Origin of the sequence: Pseudaquabacterium rugosum, from assembly GCF_038066575.1 — a bacterium.
GTDB lineage: Bacteria > Pseudomonadota > Gammaproteobacteria > Burkholderiales > Burkholderiaceae_C > Pseudaquabacterium > Pseudaquabacterium rugosum.
In genome coordinates this window covers 80755-97377 of sequence record NZ_JBBUTF010000015.1, presented here as the reverse complement: position 1 = coordinate 97377, position 16623 = coordinate 80755, and the positions used below count along the sequence as shown (strand labels likewise).

The 16623-nt window shown below is 74.8% G+C and carries 12 protein-coding genes; 7 read left to right on the top strand and 5 right to left on the bottom strand.

The window, feature by feature from the left end:
* The first annotated feature begins 121 nt into the window (after nucleotides 1-121).
* The gene (locus AACH11_RS16590; RefSeq protein WP_341375365.1) at nucleotides 122-1012 is read left to right on the top strand and encodes a quinoprotein dehydrogenase-associated SoxYZ-like carrier; all 891 of its coding nucleotides are present in this window, start codon (nucleotides 122-124) and stop codon (nucleotides 1010-1012) included.
* 155 nt (nucleotides 1013-1167) lie between these two features.
* Nucleotides 1168-2211: an MBL fold metallo-hydrolase gene (locus AACH11_RS16585; protein ID WP_341375364.1), complete on the top strand. Its 1044-nt coding sequence runs from the start codon at nucleotides 1168-1170 to the stop codon at nucleotides 2209-2211.
* A 55-nt stretch (nucleotides 2212-2266) separates the two neighbouring features.
* Here AACH11_RS16585 and AACH11_RS16580 read toward each other — a convergent pair whose 3' ends face one another.
* The gene (locus AACH11_RS16580; RefSeq protein WP_341375363.1) at nucleotides 2267-2533 is read right to left on the bottom strand and encodes a hypothetical protein; all 267 of its coding nucleotides are present in this window, start codon (nucleotides 2531-2533) and stop codon (nucleotides 2267-2269) included.
* Nucleotides 2534-2902: 369 nt separating this feature from the next.
* On the opposite strand from AACH11_RS16580, the gene AACH11_RS16575 reads away from it, so the two are divergent.
* The 4 genes from AACH11_RS16575 (at nucleotide 2903) to dld (ending at nucleotide 9732) form a co-directional block, all read left to right on the top strand.
* Nucleotides 2903-5542 (top strand): ATP-dependent DNA helicase, encoded by a 2640-nt coding sequence (locus AACH11_RS16575; protein WP_341375442.1) that lies wholly within the window; start codon nucleotides 2903-2905, stop codon nucleotides 5540-5542.
* A 147-nt stretch (nucleotides 5543-5689) separates the two neighbouring features.
* On the top strand, nucleotides 5690-6088 hold the full coding sequence (locus tag AACH11_RS16570; RefSeq protein ID WP_341375362.1) for a c-type cytochrome: 399 nt from the start codon (nucleotides 5690-5692) through the stop codon (nucleotides 6086-6088).
* Nucleotides 6085-7644, top strand: coding sequence for an NAD(P)/FAD-dependent oxidoreductase (locus AACH11_RS16565; RefSeq protein ID WP_341375361.1), 1560 nt, complete (start codon nucleotides 6085-6087; stop codon nucleotides 7642-7644). Before AACH11_RS16570 ends, AACH11_RS16565 begins: the two co-directional genes overlap by 4 nt.
* Before the next feature lie 372 nt (nucleotides 7645-8016).
* Nucleotides 8017-9732: a D-lactate dehydrogenase gene (gene dld / locus AACH11_RS16560; RefSeq protein WP_341375360.1), complete on the top strand. Its 1716-nt coding sequence runs from the start codon at nucleotides 8017-8019 to the stop codon at nucleotides 9730-9732.
* Nucleotides 9733-9789: 57 nt separating this feature from the next.
* Here the strand turns inward: dld and AACH11_RS16555 are convergent, their stop codons facing one another.
* From AACH11_RS16555 to AACH11_RS16540, 4 genes are all read right to left on the bottom strand, one after another.
* On the bottom strand, nucleotides 9790-10548 hold the full coding sequence (locus AACH11_RS16555; RefSeq protein ID WP_341375359.1) for an FCD domain-containing protein: 759 nt from the start codon (nucleotides 10546-10548) through the stop codon (nucleotides 9790-9792).
* 78 nt (nucleotides 10549-10626) lie between these two features.
* Nucleotides 10627-13701, bottom strand: coding sequence for an efflux RND transporter permease subunit (locus AACH11_RS16550; RefSeq protein ID WP_341375358.1), 3075 nt, complete (start codon nucleotides 13699-13701; stop codon nucleotides 10627-10629).
* Between the two features lie 21 nt (nucleotides 13702-13722).
* Nucleotides 13723-15033: an efflux RND transporter periplasmic adaptor subunit gene (locus tag AACH11_RS16545; RefSeq protein WP_341375357.1), complete on the bottom strand. Its 1311-nt coding sequence runs from the start codon at nucleotides 15031-15033 to the stop codon at nucleotides 13723-13725.
* Between the two features lie 211 nt (nucleotides 15034-15244).
* Nucleotides 15245-15388 carry a hypothetical protein gene (locus tag AACH11_RS16540; protein WP_341375356.1) on the bottom strand — a complete coding sequence of 48 codons (144 nt, stop codon included), beginning with the start codon at nucleotides 15386-15388 and terminating at the stop codon, nucleotides 15245-15247.
* Nucleotides 15389-15606: 218 nt separating this feature from the next.
* Here AACH11_RS16540 and trhO point away from each other — a divergent pair, with 218 nt between their 5' ends.
* On the top strand, nucleotides 15607-16587 hold the full coding sequence (gene trhO, locus AACH11_RS16535) for an oxygen-dependent tRNA uridine(34) hydroxylase TrhO (protein WP_341375355.1): 981 nt from the start codon (nucleotides 15607-15609) through the stop codon (nucleotides 16585-16587).
* The last annotated feature ends 36 nt before the right edge of the window (nucleotides 16588-16623 follow it).

Genomic DNA, 16623 nt, shown 5'->3' with positions numbered 1-16623 from the left:
CCGCAGGCCCGGCCGCTGCGGGACTCCGCAGCGCCGTGCCCACCGTCCCACCGTGGAGCTTCCGATGCCCTCAGCCCGCCGCCCTCCTGCCGCAGCGCCCGTGGCCTGCACGCACACGCACATGCACATGCACACGGGCACGGCACCCGCCCGCGCCGGGGCCACCGGCACGGCGCCTTCGGCGTGGCTGACGCAGCCCGACCGGCGCGCCTTCGGCCGCGCGCTGGCGATGGGGGCCGCCGGGCTGGCGCTGCCGCCAGCGGCAGGGGCGCAGCCGCGCACGGTGGCCGATCCCTGGCCTGCGCTGCGGCAGTCGCTGTACGGCGCGCGGCCGATCGCCGACGGCGCCGACTGGCTGCGGCTGGAGGCACCGACCCGCGCCGAGGACGCGGCCGTGGTGCCGGTCAGCGTGCGGGCGCTGCAGCCGCAGCAGACCGGGCTGTGGCTGCGCCGGCTCCAGCTGGTGATCGACGACAACCCCTCGCCGATGGGCGTGGACATCGGCTTCACGCCGCACAGCGGCCGCGCCGACCTGGAGACGCGGGTCCGTGTCGAGCAGTACACGACGCTGCGCGCGATCGCCGAGCTGTCGGACGGCCGGCTGCTGATGGTGACGCGGCCGATCAAGGCCTCGGGCGGCTGCTCGGCGCCGGCCGGCAAGGATCCGGCCGAGGCCCTGGTCGGCCTGGGCCGCATGCGGCTGCACGTGGGCCCGGATCCGGACGGCGGCGACGGCCCCGCGCTCGGCCAGCTGATGGTGCGCCATCCGCAGATCTCGGGCCTGGCGATCGACCCGCTGACCCGGCTGGCCCCGCTGCCGCGCTACGTGCGCGAGATCACCCTGAGGCTGGACGACACCCCGCTACTGGACGCCCGGGTCGACTTCACGCTCAGCGAGAACCCGCACCTGCGCTTCCGGCTCGACCCCCGCGGGGCCCGCATCCTGCACGCCCGCGTCGTCGATACCGAAGGCGCCCGCTTCGAGCAGCAGTGGCCGATCGGCGGCGCCTGAGCGGCCGCGGCGCGACGGCGCGCTGGCTGGCACCGTTCGTCGCCGCGGCCCTGGTGCCGGCCGGTGTGGCGACGGCGATGGCGGAAGCGGAGGCGGCATCCGGCGGCCCACCGGCGGCAACGGCGGAAGCGGTCCCGGGCGCATCCGCGCTGGCGATGCGCGAGCTGGCCCCGGGCGTCTGGGTGCACGAGGGCGCGCAGGCCGAGCCCGACGCGGACAACCTCGGCGATGTCGCCAACATCGGCTTCGTCATCGGCGGCGACTGCGTGGCGGTGATCGATGGCGGCGCCTCGCTGGCCGTCGGCCGGGCGCTGCGGGCCGCGCTGCGGACACGCACGGCGCTGCCGGTGTGCCACCGCATCGCCACCCACATGCACCCGGACCATGTGCTGGGGCTGGCGGCCTTCGACGGCACCGGGCCGCAGCAACGCGACCCGACGATGGTCGGCCACGCGCGGCTCGCCGCGGCGCTGGGCCAGCGCAGCACCGGCTACCGGGCGGCGATGCAGCGCGAGATCGGCGCAGCCGGCGCATCGCCCGAACCACCGCGACCCGGGCGCACGGTGGATCCGCAGGCGCCGCTGCTGCTGGCGCTGGGCGAGCAGACGCTGCACCTGCAGGCCCATCCCCCGGCCCACACCGACAACGACCTGAGCGTCTGGCTGCCCGCCGCCGGCGTGCTGTGGACCGGCGATCTGCTGTTCCACCAGCGGGTGCCGGCACTCGACGGCCGACTGCGCGGCTGGCAGGCCTGGACCGGCGCCCAGCGCGCGCGGGACTGCGGCGTGGACGGGCCGCACGCGGCCGGCGGCCCGCAGGGCGCGGCCGCCAGCCCGCACTGGATCGTGCCCGGCCACGGGCCGGTGCTGCGCCATGACGGACGGCCCGACAGCCCCTGGTGCACGGCCCTCGGCGCGCAGGCCGTCTATCTGGACGGACTGGCGCAGACGGTGCGGTCCGCGCTGGACGCCGGCCTCAGCCTGGGCGATCTGCTGCGCCGGGAGGGCGCGGAGGGCGCGCCCTCCGCAAAAGACACGTCCGCACAAGGCGGATCCGGACAAGACAGGCCCGCACGGCCGGCGACCGGAACGGGCGGCCCGGGCCCGGCGCAGGCCTCAGGCGCGGTCGGCTGGGCGCTGTACGCGCTCTACCACCGGCGCAACCTCTCGGCGGCCTGGGCGGAACTGGAGTGGGAGTGACGGTGGCCGGTGCCGGCGGGGTGTTGCCGGGTGCGCCGGGTGCCGTCACCGCGGCTCAGACGGGCGCCTGCATCAGCAGCGCCGAGGCCGCCGCGACCGCGCGCGACGCCACCGCCGGGGCCGCGGCAGCAGCGCCCTCGGTGCCGGTACCGGCGCAGGCACTGCCGCGCCAGTCCTTGGGATCACGGAAGACCAGGCCGCAGCCGGAACACTGGTACTGGCCGTTGGCGCGCAAGGCTCCGGCGGCGTCGCGGGCGATCACGGCGCGGTAGCTGGTGGCGCCGCACAGGCGGCAATGATTGGGAGGGTGCTTGGTATTCATGGCGGGATCTCTGTATGGTTATACAGTCTCCGTTGCCGGGCAGCTGACGGAAATTGCCACGGGAATACGGGGTACGCAAGGGCATCGATCCGTATCCGGATCGGGCAGCTGGGGATTGCGCCAGGTCGCCGGCGGTGTCTTCACGGTCGATGCAGGACCCGACGCACCGTGCCCCGCCCGGCCCCGCACCCTCTGCCCCCCACCCGCCCGTCGCCCCCCGGCGGCCCGACCGTCCGCCCTTGCCACGGCATCCACCATGCGCCGACCACCCGCCCATCCGTCCCGCCAGGCCACCGGCCGGCCAAGAACCGCGCACCCGCGCCACCGCGCCGGCACGTGAGCGCCGATCACCCGTCAAGCCCGTTGGACATGCGCCACGGCGCCGCCCCGGTGGCCACCGACGACGTCGCCGGCCTGCGCGTGAGCGTGCGCGAACTCTGCGCCTTCGCCGCCCGGCGTGGCGACCTGGACCTGCGCCACACCCCGGCGCCGACGGCCGCCGAGGGCATCGCCGGCCACCAGAGGGTGGCGGCCGCCCGCGGCCCCGACTACCGCGCCGAGTGGCCGCTGCACGGCCGCTGGCAGGCGCTGGTGCTGCGTGGACGTGCCGACGGCTGGGACCCGGGACGGCAGCGGCTGGAGGAGATCAAGACCCACCGCATGCCCGGCCAGCGCCGCCAGCGCCCGCCGCGGCCGGACGAGCTGCTGGCCTGGCTGCCCGAGCGCCAGCTGGCGCTGCACCGCGCGCAACTGCGGGTCTACGGCGCCTTGTTGTGCCGCGCCGAGGGGCTGGCGCAGGTCGAGCTGGCCCTGGTCTACCTCGATCTGGTCAGCGGCGGTGAGACGCTGATCGTCGAGACCCGCAGCGCGGACGCGCTGGAGGACGACCTGGCCGCCCTGTGTGCGCCCTACCAGGCCTGGGCCCGGCTGCAGGCCGCCCACCGCCGCGCCCGCGACGCCGCCCTGAGCACCCTGCCCTTCGTGCATGGCACGTTCCGCGACGGCCAGCAGCTGCTGGCGCGCCAGGTGTTCACCGCCGCACGGCGGCGCGGCCTGCTGCTGGCCCAGGCGCCCACGGGCACCGGCAAGACCCAGGGCCTGCTGTATCCGGCGCTGCGCGCCTGCGCCGACCAGGGGCTGGACAAGATCCTGGCGCTGAGCACCCGCAACACCGGCCGCACGCTGTGGCTGCAGGCGCTCGCCGCCAACCGGGCCCGGAGCCGCACGCTGCCGCTGCGGGTGCTGGAGCTGGTCGCCCGCGAGCAGGCCTGTCTGCACCCGCAGGCCCGCTGCGAGGCGCGCGACTGCCCGCTGGCCGTGGCCTTCTTCGACAAGCTGCCGGCTGCCCGGGCCGATGCACTGGCGCGTTGCGACGAGCTCGCGGGCGGCGCGGGCGGCGCGGCCGGCGCGGCCGGCGCGGGAGGCACCACCACCACCACCGCCCAGCCCGTGCTGCTCGACGGCGCCACGCTGCGCACGATCGCCGAGGCCCACGCGCTCTGCCCCTACTACCTGGCGCAGGAGCTGGTGCGCTGGGCCGACGTGGTGGTCGCCGACTGCCACCAGTGGCTGGACGCGAGCGCCCTGGTCGTCGCGCTGACGCAGGAAAACGACTGGCAGATGCTGGTGCTGGCCGACGAGGCGCACAACCTGGTCGACCGCGCCCGTGGCATGTACAGCGCCGAGCTGGACCTGCTGCAGTGGCGCGCACTGGCGCGCGAGGCCCCGACCGTGCTGCAGCGCCCGATCCGCCGCCTGCTGGGGCTGCTGCGCGGCGGGCCCGGGACGCCCGGGACGCCCGAGACGGCCAACCGGCCCGCCCCGGACGACACCGGCGGCGTCCGCCACACCGGGACACTGCCGGCCGGCCTCGGTGAGGCCATCGCCCAGGTCAGCGGGGTGCTCGGCGATGCGCTGGCCGACCCCGAGGGCCTGGCCTCGCCGGCCGGGCCCTGGCGTCCGGACGGCCGCTGGCAACAGGCCTGGCTGGAGCTGGCCGGCTTCGCCCGCCTGGCCGAGCGCCATGACGCGGCCCACACGCTGGTCGAGTGGCAAGGGCTGCACCCGCTGCACGGGCCGGCCCGGCTGGCGCTGGTCAACGCCTGGCCGGCACCTTTTCTGCGCACACGCTGGACGCTGGCGCACGGGGCGGTGCTGTGCTCGGCCACGCTGGCGCCGCCGCGCTTCCATGCCGACCTGCTGGGCCTGCCCGAGGACCATGCCTGGCTGGATCTGCCCTCGCCCTTCGATCCAGCGCATCTGCAGGTGCACCGCGTCAGCGGGCTGCCGATGCACTGGCGGGCCCGCCAGGCCGCCGCTGCGCCACTGGCCCGGCTGATGGACGGCGCGATCCGCCGCAACCCCGGCAACTACCTGGCCTTCTTCAGCAGCTTCGAGCAGCTCGATCAGGTGTGGCAGGCCTGGGAGACCGGGCAGGCCGAGCAGGACGGCCGCGGTGATGCGGGCGGCAGGGGTGGCATGGAGGAGGGGACCGGCCACGCGGCGGCGCAGCGTGGCCGGTCCCCGCCGATCGAGGCCTGGCGCCAGCACCGGCGCATGGACGAGGCCGCACGCGAGGCCTTTCTGCACCGTTTCCGGCCCGACGGCGTGGGGCTGGGCTTCGCGGTGCTGGGCGGGGCCTTCGGCGAGGGCGTGGACCTGCCGGGCCGGCGTCTGATCGGCGCCTTCATCGCCACGCTCGGCCTGCCACGCATCGATGCCCGGGCCCAGGCCCTGTGCGAGCGGCTGCAGGCCGCGTTCGGCGAGCGCGCCGGCCGCGACTATGCGTACACCGTGCCCGGCCTGCGCAAGGTGGTGCAGGCCGCCGGCCGCGTGATCCGTGGCCCCGAGGACCGCGGCCAGGTCTGGCTGATCGACGAACGCTGGCAACGCCGCGAGCTGCTGACCCTGTTGCCGGCCAGCTGGCAGCCCCGGCCGCTGGCGCTGCACGACGCGGCCTCGGCCGACCATCGGGCCTTGCCCCGGGATGACAGCGCCGACGCGCCGTGATCGGATCCCGTCATGCCCGAGATCCCGCTGCATCCGCCCCCTCTCGCTGGCCGCCGTGCCACGGCACCCGGACCGGGGTGGATCTTGTCGGTGCAGGGGTCCCGACCGGATGGCCGGTGCGCACCCTGGAAGGCCGGTGCGCGGCGGATGACCGGAACGGCCCTGCTCGTCCTCGGCGCGCTGGGGGCGGCGCTGCCGGCGGGGACGGCCGCCGCACCGGTCGACGCCGCGCCGCTGGCCACCGAGGCCGCGCTGCAGGGGCGGGCCCTGGCGGCGGCCTGCGCCAGCTGCCACGGCCGCGAGGGCCGGGCTCTGCCGGGCGCACGGCTGCCCGGCCTCGCCGGCCGGCCGGCCGCAGCGCTGCTGGCCCAGCTCGACGCGCTGCGCGACGGCCGCCAACCGGCGCTGCTGATGCCGCAGATCCTGCGCGGCTACACGCCGCAACAGCTGGCGGCCATCGCGGCCTGGTTCGCGCAGCTTCCGCCGCCCACACCGGCCGACGACAGCGCATCGCACGATGCGTCCACGCACGGCACCGATCGATGACACCGTCCTCCGCCCACCAGGACACGGCCGGGGAGGCCGGCGAGACCGGCGAAGGCACCAGGGACACCGGACCCGCGGCCCCGGCGGAGCCCGGTCATCGCCCCGCGCGCCGCCGCTGGCTGCGCGACGGCGCCTGCCTGCTGGCCGCAGGCACCGGCGGGGACGGTCTGCCGGGCCGCACGGCCGCCGCGCAGACCCTGCCCGTCGTCGCGCCCGCACCCGCCGCCGCACCCGACGGCGGCAACCCGCCCGCCGCGGCCAGCAGCGGTGGCGGTGGCGGTGGCGGTGGCGGCAGCAGCCCGCCGGCCCGCCTGCGCCCTGCGCGGGTGGTCGTGGTCGGCGGAGGCTATGCCGGCGCCACCGCCGCACGCTATCTGCGCCTGCTGTCCAACCATCGGCTGGAGGTGCTGCTGATCGAGCCGCAGCGCCACTTCCTCAGCTGCCCGATGAGCAATCTCGTGTTGACCGCCCAGCTGCCGATGCGGGCGATCAGCCACCGCTACGACGGCCTGCGGCGCGCCGGCGTCGAGCTGGTGCACGACCGGGTGCTGGCCATCGACACCGCCCGGCGGCAGCTGCGCCTGGCCGGTGACGGCCTGCCACGCCCGGCCGACGCCGCCTCCGCGGTCGGCGCCTCCACCCTGCCCTACGACCGCCTAGTGCTGGCGCCCGGCATCGAACTGGACCTGGGCGCCGTCGCCGGCCTGCCCGAGGCCACCGCCCGCGGCCAGGCGCTGCACGCCTGGAAGGCCGGCGAGCAGACGCTGGCCCTGCGCCAGCGCCTGGCGGCGCTGCCCGACGGCGGACGGGTCGTCATCACCGTGCCGCCGGTGCCCTACCGCTGCCCGCCCGGCCCCTATGAACGGGCCAGCCTGATCGCCGACTGGCTGCGCGTGCACCGGCCGCGCGCCAAGCTGCTGGTGCTCGATGCCAACCCGGACGTGGTCAGCAAGGGCGCGCTGTTCAAGGCCGTCTGGGCCGAGCGTTACGGCGGCCTGCTGGAGTACCGGCCCGACCACCGCCTGGTCGAGGTCGATGGTGCCCGCGGCGAGCTGCGCTTCGACCTGCAGGAGCCCGAGCGGGCCGATCTGCTCAACGTGCTGCCGCCGATGCGCGCGCCCACGCTGCTGCGCGAGACCGGCCTGTGCGGCGGCGACGGCCGCTGGGCCGACACCGAGGGCCCGGCCTTCGCCGCACGCCAGGCCAGCGGCGTGCACGTGATCGGCGACAGCCTGCGTGCGCCGCCGGGCATGCCCAAGAGCGGCCACATGGCCAACGCCCAGGCCAAGGTGCTGGCGGCCGCGCTGGTGGCCGAACTGGTGGCCGAACCGGGCGGCCAGGGCGACCCGGGGCCGCTGCCGCTGGTCAACACCTGCTACAGCTTCGTCGACGCGACACGGGCGGTGCACGTGGCCAGCGTCCACGGCTGGGATGCGGCGCAGCGCCAGTACCTGCCGCTGGCCGGTGCGGGCGGTCTGTCGGCCGCGCCGAGCGCGGTGGAGGCCGACCACGCCTGGCACTGGGCGCGCACGATCTGGGCGGACATGCTGGCCTGAACGGCCGCCGGCGCAGGATCGGCACGGGATCCGGTGCGCTCAGGGCGCAGCGGAAGACGCCGATGCCGGTCCGCGCAAATTGGTCGGACCAATCATCACGGCGCTCACGCGCCACGGCAAGATCTTTCACGCGTCTTCGCTGCGCCACCCCGGGGGCGGCGGCCGAGAATCGCGGCCGCCGGTCGGCGCCGAGGGGCGCCACGCGGCATCGGACCGCCGGATGAAGCCGATCTGGTCCGACCAATTACGGCCACCCTCGGCCACCCTCGCCCACCGTACCCATCAGGACCCCGCCGTGGATCTCCGCCTTCCGTCGCCGCCGACCGCCGCGGCCGCCCCCACCCGTCCTCGCGCCGGCGCGCGACTGCCGTCATGAGCAGCACCGAGCATGCGCTGATCGCGCGCCTGCGCGGCCTGCCCGGCGCCGGCCGCGTCGAGACCGACGCCCGCCGCAACGAGCACTACCGCCGGGGCTTCCGCTCCGGCAGCGGCGCGGCGCTGGCCGTGGTCTTTCCCGAGACCCTGGTCGGCCTGTGGCGCGTGCTGCAGGCCTGCGTGGACGCGGGCGTCATCATCATCCTGCAGGCGGCCAAGACCGGCCTGACCGAAGGCTCGGCTCCCAGCGGCGACGACTACGACCGCCCGGTGGTGGTGGTCAACGTGCTGGGCCTGGATGGCCTGCGGCTGCTCAACGGCGGACATCAGGTGCTGGCGCTGCCCGGTGCCACGCTGCACGGGCTGGAGAGCCGGCTCAAGGCGATCGGCCGCGCGCCGCACTCGGTGATCGGCTCGTCCTGCCTGGGGGCCTCGGTCATCGGCGGCGTGGCCAACAACTCGGGCGGCGCGCTGGTCAAGCGCGGCCCGGCCTACACCGAGATGGCGCTGTATGCGCAGGTCACGGCCGAGGGCCGGCTGGAGCTGGTCAACCACCTGGGCATCGAGCTCGGTGACGCGCCCGAAACCATGCTGCAACGGCTGGCCGACGGCGATTTCCGCTGTGACGGGCTCGACGACGGCGGCTTCCAGGCCTCGGACCGCGAATACGCCGAGCGCCTGCGCGACGTCGATGCCGACACCCCGGCGCGCTACAACGCCGATGTCCGCCGCCTCTACGAGGCCAGCGGCTGCGCCGGCAAGCTGGCGGTGTTCGCGGTGCGGCTGGACACCTTCGCCGTGCCGGCGCAGGACCGCACCTTCTACATCGGCACCAACGACGCGCAGGTGCTGACCCGGCTGCGCCGCCACCTGCTGTCGCGCTTCACCCACCTGCCCGACGTCGGCGAATACCTGCACCGCGAGGCCTTCGACATCGCCGAGCGCTATGGCAAGGACACCTTCGTCGCGATCCAGAAGCTGGGCACCGCGCGCATGCCGCGCCTGTTCGCCGCCAAGGGCCGCATCGACGCGACGCTGAACAAGCTGGACTTCCTGCCGCGCGATCTGAGCGACCGCCTGCTGCAGTTCGGCAGCCAGTGCCTGCCGCAGCACCTGCCCGGACGCATGCTGGATTTCCGTGAGCGCCACGAGCACCACCTGATCCTCAAGATGAGCGACGCCGGCATCGCCGAGGCACAGGCCTTCCTGCCGGCCTTCTTCGCCGATCCGGCCAACGAGGGCGATTTCTTCGAGTGCACGCCCGAGGAGGCGGCGCAGGCCTATCTGCACCGCTTCGCCGTCGCGGGGGCGGCGATCCGCCTGCAGACGGTGCGTTCGGCCGAGGTCGGTGGCCTGATCGCGCTCGACATCGCGCTGCGCCGCAACGACGTCGACTGGGTCGAGCGCCTGCCGCCGGCCATCGCCGACCAGATCGAGCACACGCTGATCTACGGCCACTTCCTGTGCCACGTCTTCCACCAGGACTACGTGCTGAAGAAGGGCGCCGACGCCGATGCGGTCAAGCACGCGATGCTGGATCTGCTCGACGGCCGCGGCGCCAAGTACCCGGCCGAGCACAACGTCGGCCATCTCTACGAGGCCGAGCCGGGGCTGCAGGGCTTCTACCGCCGGCTGGACCCGACCAACACCTTCAACCCGGGCATCGGCAAGACCGACCGGCGCCACCGGCGGCACTGCCTGTGTGCGGCCTGAGCAGGGCTTGAGCGGGACCTGATCGGGGCTTGACCGGCGCCCGATGACGGCCGGGGATCAGACCGTCAGGCGCCGCATCGAGCGCAGCTTGCGCGCCTCTTCCTCGTCCATGCGCTTGAGCGCCTCCTCGACGAAGGTCAGGTGCTCCTGGGCGGCGCGGCGGGCCTGCTCGGGCTGGCCGTCGAGGATGGCCGTCAGCAGGCCCTGGTGCTGGGTCGCCAGCGGGCCCTGCACCCGCGGCAGCGCGTAGAGCTGGCCGAGGTTGTGCGAGATGCTGGTCGACAGCAGCGCGAACAGGTTCTCCATCACGTGCAGCAGCACCAGGTTGTGCGAGGCCTCGACGATGGCCAGATGGAAGGCGGCATCGGCCTGCGCGGCCTTGACCGGGTCCTCGTGGCCGGGTGTGGCCACCATCGCGCGGTGGGCCTCGACGATGCGCGCGCGGTCCTCGTCGGTGCTGCGCAGCGCGGCGTAGAAGGCGGCGCTGCCCTCCAGCGCATGGCGCACCTCCAGCACGTCGAAGCGGTATTCGGGGTTCTGGCGGAACAGCGCCAGCATGGGATCGGCGGCCGGGCCGGCGGCCGCGCCGCCCTCGTCGGCCGGCTGCGCGACATAGGTGCCGCCGCCCGGGTGCGAGCGCAGCAGGCCGCGGCTGTCGAGCAGGCGGATCGCCTCGCGCAGCGAACCGCGCGAGATGCCGAGCTGGGCCGCCAGCTGGCGCTCGGCCGGCAGACGGTCACCGGCCTGCAGACCCCGCTTGGCGACCATGGCCTGCAGGGTCTGCGCGGCCTGTTCGGCGATGCGGAGGCGGGTCATGTCGGCGGCAACTGGTTGGACCAAAGAGACCCATGGTAAACCAGCGGCCCGATGGCTGACCACAGGGGCAGACCCGCGTCAGCCAGCGACCGCGTCCGATCGGCGACGCACGCGCCGCCCCAGGCCCACCAGATCATCGACCAGCGTGTAGAGCACCGGAATCACCAGCAGGCTGAGGAAGGTCGAGGTGATCAACCCGCCGATGACGACGATGGCCATCGGCGCGCGGAAGCTGGGATCGACGCCGATGCCGAGGGCGATCGGCAGCATGCCCACGCCCATGGCCAGCGTGGTCATCACGATCGGCCGCGCGCGCTTGCGGCAGGCGTCCAGGATGGCCTCGTGGCGCGACAGGCCGTGGTCGCGCCGCGCGAGGATCACGTAGTCGACCAGCAGGATGGAGTTCTTGGTGGCGATGCCCATCAGCATGATCAGGCCGATCATCGACGGCATGGACAAGGCGCTGCCGGTGGCGAACAGCGCCAGGAAGGCGCCGGGCACCGACAGCACCAGCGCGCCGAGGATGGTCAGCGGCTGGATGAAGCTCTTGAACAGCAGCACCAGCACCATGTGGATGCACAGCACACCGGCGCCCATGGCCAGCAGGAAGCCGGTGAACAGCTCGCCCATGGCCTCGGCATCGCCGACGGCGGTGATGGCGACGCCCGGCGGCAGCGCGCGCACCGAAGGCAGCGCCAGCGCCAGCTGCTCGACCGCGCCCAGCGGCTGCTGGTTGAGCTCGACCTCGAAGGTGACGTTGCGGCGGCGGTCATAACGGCCGATCTGCGCCGGCCCGCCATCGAGCGACAGGGTGGCGACATTGCCCAGCGGCACCGGCCCGTGGCTGCCGGGCACCGGCAGCCGCTGCAGCAGCGCCAGATCGCCGCGGGCGGACTCCGGCAGGCGCACCAGCACCGGCACCTGGCGCTGGGCCAGGTTGAGCTTGGGCAGGGCCTGGTCGTAGTCGCCGGCGGTGGCCACGCGCAGCGTGTCGGCGATGGCCGCCGTGCTCACGCCCAGATCGGCGGCGCGGGCGGTGTCCGGCCGCACCACCAGCTCCGGCCGCACCAGACTGGCACTGGAGGTGACGCCGCCGATGCCCGGAATGCCCCGCAGTTCACGTTCCACCTGCGCGGCATGGGTGGCCAGCACACGCCCGTCATCGCCGGACAGCACCAGCATGTACTTCTCGGACGAACCGCCGAAGCCGACCGTCACGCGGGCGCCGGGCACCGCCTCCAGCGCGGTGCGCAGACGGGCCTCGATGGCCTGCTTGCTCAGGCCCGGGCGCTGGCTGCGGTGGGTCAGGTTGATCGTCAGCGTCGCCTCGCGCACCTCGGCCGACGGGCCCATCGCGAATGGGTCCGAGCCGGTGCTGCCCCCGCCGATCGCGGTGTAGACCAGACGCACATCGGCATCGCGCCGCACCACGGCCAGGGCCTGCTCGGCCACGGCCCGGGTCTGCGCCAGCGTGCTGCCGGGCGCCAGCGTCAGCCGCACCTGGGTCTGGCTCAGGTCATCGGGCGGGATGAAGCCGGTGGGCAGCAGCGGCACCAGGGCGAAGCTGCCGACGAAGAAGACCAGCGTGGCCAGCAGCGTCAGCACGCGGTGGCGCAGGCAGGCGCCGGCCCAGGCCACGACCGTGTCCAGCCAGCGTGGCTCGGGCCGGATGCGGCGCGGCGGGCGCAGCAGGTGGGCGGCCATCATCGGCGTCAGCAGGCGCGCGACCACCAGCGAGAAGAACACCGCGATGGCCGCCGTCCAGCCGAACTGGACGAAGAACTTGCCGGCCACACCCGACATGAAGGCCGTCGGCAGGAAGACCGCGATCAGCGTGAAGGTGGTGGCGATGACGGCCAGGCCGATCTCGTCGGCGGCCTCGGTCGCGGCCTGCAGCGGGGTCTTGCCTTGCTGCAGGTGGCGCATGATGTTCTCGATCTCGACGATGGCGTCGTCGACCAGGATGCCGACCACCAGCGACAGGCTCAGCAGCGTGACCACGTTCATCGTGAAGCCGCCCAGGTGCATGACGGCGAAAGTGGGGATCACGCTGAGCGGCAGCGCGGTGGCGGCGACGAAGGTCGCCCGCGCATCGCGCAGGAACAGCCAGACCACCAGCACCGCCAGCAGCGCGCCCTCGTAGAGCAGCTTCATCGAGCCGTCGAAGTTCTCCTGCACCGGCTCGACGAAGTTGAAGGCCTCGTCGAGCCGGATGTCGGGATGGGCGGCCTGCAGCGTGCGCAGCGCGGCGCGCACGCCCTCGGCGACCTCGACCTCGCCGGCACCCAGCGCGCGCGTGATCTCGAAGCCGACCACCGGCCGGCCGTCGAGCCAGGCCGCGCTGCGTGGCTCGGCCACGGTGTCGCGCACGCGGGCGACCTCGGCCAGACGCACGGTGCGGCCGTCGCTCAGCGGGATCTGCAGCGCGGCCAGCTCCTCGGCCGAACGCACGGTGGCGATGGTGCGCACCGCCTGCTCGCCACCGGCGATGCGGGCCTGGCCGCCCGGCGCCTCCTGCTGCACCTGGCGCAGCTGGCGCGAGATGTCGGCCGCGCTGACCTGCAGCGCCAGCAGGCGCAGCGGATCGAGCTCGACCTGCACCTGCCGGCTGACGCCACCGACCCGGCTGACCGCACCGACCCCGCGCACCGCCAGCAGCTGGCGGGTCACGGTGTCGTCGACGAACCAGCTCAGACCCTCGTCGTCCAGCCGCGACGAGGCGATGGTGTAGGTCAGGATCGGCGAGGACGCGAGGTTCATCCGCGTGACCACCGGGTCGCGCAGATCGGCCGGCAGGTCGCCGCGCACGCGCGAGATGGCGTCACGCACGTCGTCCAGCGCCTCCTGCGTGGGCTTTTCGAGGCGGAACTCGGCGATGACGGTGGCGCTGCCGTCCTGCACCGTGGTGCGGATGTGCTTGAGGCCCTGCAGCGTGGCGATCGCGTTCTCGATCCGGCGCGCGACCTCGGTCTCCATCTGTGCGGGCGCGGCACCCGGCAGGCTGGCCGAGACGGTGATGGTGGGCAGGTCGATGTCGGGGAAGTTCTGCACCTTCATCGCGCGGAAGCCGGCCAGACCGGCCAGCGTCAACAGCACGAACAGCAGGATGGCCGGCACCGGATTGCGGATGGACCAGGCGGAGACGTTGAACATGGTGCGGACTCCGGCCGGGGCTCAGCGCGAGGCGGCGGCGGATGCCGCAGCCACGGCGGCCGGGACGCCGGAGGCGGACGGCACCGCCGCCGCCGCCGAGACAGCGGGCACCACCCGCACGCGGTCGCCATCGCTGAGGAAGCTGCCGCCGGCGGCGACCACGGCCTCGCCCGGCCGCAGGCCCTCGACGACCTCGATGCGCTCGCCCTCGCGGCGGCCGGTGCGCACACGGCGCTCCTGCACGCGCTGGTCGGCACCGACCACGTGGACCAGGCTGTGGCCGTCGCGCAGCAGCACGGCGGTCTGCGGCAGCACCAGGCCGGCGGCCTGCCCCAGCACGATCCGACCCCGCAGGAAGAGCCCCGGGCGCAGGGCGGCGTCGGCCGGCAGGGCGACATCGACCCGGCCATCGCGGGTGGCCTTGTCGATGGTCGGCGCCACGCGCAGCACGCGGCCGTCGAGCACCCGGCCCTGCGGCCCGTCCAGGCGCACGCGCTGGCCGGCCTGCAGGGCCGGCAAGGCCTCGGCGGCCACCTGGGCGCGCCACTCCAGACGGCCCTGGCGGATCAGGCGGAACAGTTCCTGGCCGGCCGGCACCACCGCGCCCGGCGCCGCCTGGGCGCTGCGGGCGGCGATCACGCCGTCATCGGGGGCGCGCAGCGCGCTGCGCGCCAGCCGCAGTTCGTGGGTGGCCAGCGCCGCCCGCTGGGCCTCCAGCCGGGCCTGGGCCGCGGCCTCGGCGGCCAGCAGCTGCTCGGTCTGCTGGGCGCTGAGCGCGCCCTGGGGCTGCAGCTGGCGGGCGCGACGGGCCTCGGCGGCGGCCGAGGCCAGCGCGGCCCCGGCCTCGGCCACCGCCGCGCGGAGCTGGCGCGTCTCGGCCTGCAGCAGCGCATCGTCGAAGCGCACCAGGATCTGGCCACGGCGCACGCGGTCACCGGCCTCGACCTCGACGGCCAGCACGCGCAGCCCGCCGGTCTCGGGGCCGAGGCTGGCCTCCTGCCAGGCCACGACGTCGCCCTCGGCCGCCAGCTCGCGCGACAGCTCGGCGGGCCGGGCCTCGACCAGGGCCACGCTGAGCGCCGGACGACCGGCCGGCGCCGAGGCCACCGCGCCGGCCACCGCGCCGGCCGGCGGCACGGCCGACGCCGCCGCATCGCCGCTGCCGGCCGCCGGGCGCAACGCCCAGACCAGACCGGCGCCCAGGCCCGCGCCCAGCACCAGGGCGGACAGCAGCGGCAGCAGGCGCCGCGGCGCGGGGCCGGCCGTGGTGGCGATCAGCGGCGGATGGGCGGCAACGGGCGACGGAGAGGCGGAATCCTGGGGAGCGGTCATGGCGGCGCAACAGCGGACAAGAAGCCGCGCACCGCGATGGCGCCCGTCGCACACCGGACGCCCGATCGTGCGTGCGGGCAGCCGCCGCACGACGCAGGGCCGCCAGGACAGGTCACCCGCCTCGGTGAGCCGGCCGGGGCACCGATGCTAAGGCCACGCACGCACGGACCCCGGGCGGACGCCGGGGCCCGTCTCATCCGGCGGCTGGAGATCAGCCGCGGCCGAGCAGCCAGCTGACGACCAGCAGCACGCCACCGACCAGCGCGATCGCGCCGCCCAGACTGACGACCAGATCCATCACGGTGAGGCGGCTGCGCCGCTGCAACGTGTCGAGTGACAGGGGTTCGGGCACCATGGCGCACTCTCCTTTCCGACAGACAAGGCCCCCGAAGGCCGGGAGCCACCGCATGGCCTGCATCCTGCCGTGGCGGTCCGGACGATGGTGCGACAGAAGTCACCGGGACACCTCGACCGGACCCGCAGGCGGGGGAAACCCGATCCGGGGGGCCGGGGCGGGTCCTCGCCCGAAGTCAAGCAAGAGCCAGGCCTGACAACTGGTCCGACAATCGGTCCATGCCCGGCTTCCGTCCCTCCCCTGCCCTGTCCGGTGCCACGGACCTCCACAGTGCCCTGTCGGCCCCGCCAGCACCGTCCAGCCGGCCGGCCCCGACCCAGGTGCACAGCGCCTTCTACCGCTTCGTGCCGCTGGCCGACCCGATGGCCAGCGCCGCCGCGCTGCGGCGCCTGGGCGAGGCCTGCGGCGTGCTCGGCGCCATCCTGCTGGCCCGCGAGGGCCTGAACGGCGCGGTGGCCGGCTCGCCACAGGCGGTGCAGGCCTTCGAGGCCGGCCTGTGCGCCGGTGGCGCCGCGCTGGGCTGGCACGCGCAGGCCCTGCAGGGCCTGGTCTTCAAGCACAGCGCCTGCCAGCAGCCGCCGTTCGCGCGGCTGAAGGTCGGCGTCAAGCCCGAGATCGTCGCCCTCGGACCCTTGCACGACGTCGACGCGGCCGGACTGCCCCCGCCGGACGAGCAGGACGACAGCCACCTGTCGCCGCAGGACTGGCGCACGCTGATGCAGCGCGACGACGTGGTGCTGCTGGACAACCGCAACCATTTCGAGTTCCGGCTCGGCCGCTTCGCCGGTGCGTTGGACCCTCAGGTGGCCAGTTTCCGCGACTTCCAGGCGGCGTTGAGCGATGCGGCCCCACGCTGGCGGGCCGACGGCAAGGCCGTGGCCATGTACTGCACCGGCGGCATCCGCTGCGACAAGACCGCGCCCTGGCTGCGCAGCCTCGGTCTGACCGTCTGGCAGCTCGACGGCGGCATCCTGAACTACTGCCAGAGCCTGCCCGACGCCGACCGCGACTGGCAGGGCGAGTGCTTCGTCTTCGACCGCCGCATCGCGCTCGACAGCCGGCTGCGCGAGACCGGCCGCCGGCCGCAGGAGGTCTACGACCCACGCCGACCGGATGAGGCCTGGCGGCTGGAGCGCGCGCTGCGGCTGGATGCGGCCGTCGCCGGGCCGTCAGCCCCGCAGGACGACGGCCATGCCTGAGCGGCTGGACACACGCGCCGCCATGGCCCGCCACCG

What these genes read in the sequence shown, in the direction of transcription:
- AACH11_RS16580 (WP_341375363.1), bottom strand. Translation starts at nt 2,533, where the DNA reads ATGAATACCAAGCACCCTCCCAATCATTGCCGCCTGTGCGGCGCCACC.
- AACH11_RS16570 (WP_341375362.1), top strand. Translation starts at nt 5,690, where the DNA reads ATGACCGGAACGGCCCTGCTCGTCCTCGGCGCGCTGGGGGCGGCGCTG.
- AACH11_RS16555 (WP_341375359.1), bottom strand. Translation starts at nt 10,548, where the DNA reads ATGACCCGCCTCCGCATCGCCGAACAGGCCGCGCAGACCCTGCAGGCC.
- AACH11_RS16540 (WP_341375356.1), bottom strand. Translation starts at nt 15,388, where the DNA reads ATGGTGCCCGAACCCCTGTCACTCGACACGTTGCAGCGGCGCAGCCGC.
- dld (WP_341375360.1), top strand. Translation starts at nt 8,017, where the DNA reads ATGAGCAGCACCGAGCATGCGCTGATCGCGCGCCTGCGCGGCCTGCCC.
- AACH11_RS16585 (WP_341375364.1), top strand. Translation starts at nt 1,168, where the DNA reads ATGCGCGAGCTGGCCCCGGGCGTCTGGGTGCACGAGGGCGCGCAGGCC.
- AACH11_RS16590 (WP_341375365.1), top strand. Translation starts at nt 122, where the DNA reads ATGCACATGCACACGGGCACGGCACCCGCCCGCGCCGGGGCCACCGGC.
- AACH11_RS16550 (WP_341375358.1), bottom strand. Translation starts at nt 13,701, where the DNA reads ATGTTCAACGTCTCCGCCTGGTCCATCCGCAATCCGGTGCCGGCCATC.
- AACH11_RS16575 (WP_341375442.1), top strand. Translation starts at nt 2,903, where the DNA reads ATGCGCCACGGCGCCGCCCCGGTGGCCACCGACGACGTCGCCGGCCTG.
- AACH11_RS16545 (WP_341375357.1), bottom strand. Translation starts at nt 15,033, where the DNA reads ATGACCGCTCCCCAGGATTCCGCCTCTCCGTCGCCCGTTGCCGCCCAT.
- AACH11_RS16565 (WP_341375361.1), top strand. Translation starts at nt 6,085, where the DNA reads ATGACACCGTCCTCCGCCCACCAGGACACGGCCGGGGAGGCCGGCGAG.
- trhO (WP_341375355.1), top strand. Translation starts at nt 15,607, where the DNA reads ATGCCCGGCTTCCGTCCCTCCCCTGCCCTGTCCGGTGCCACGGACCTC.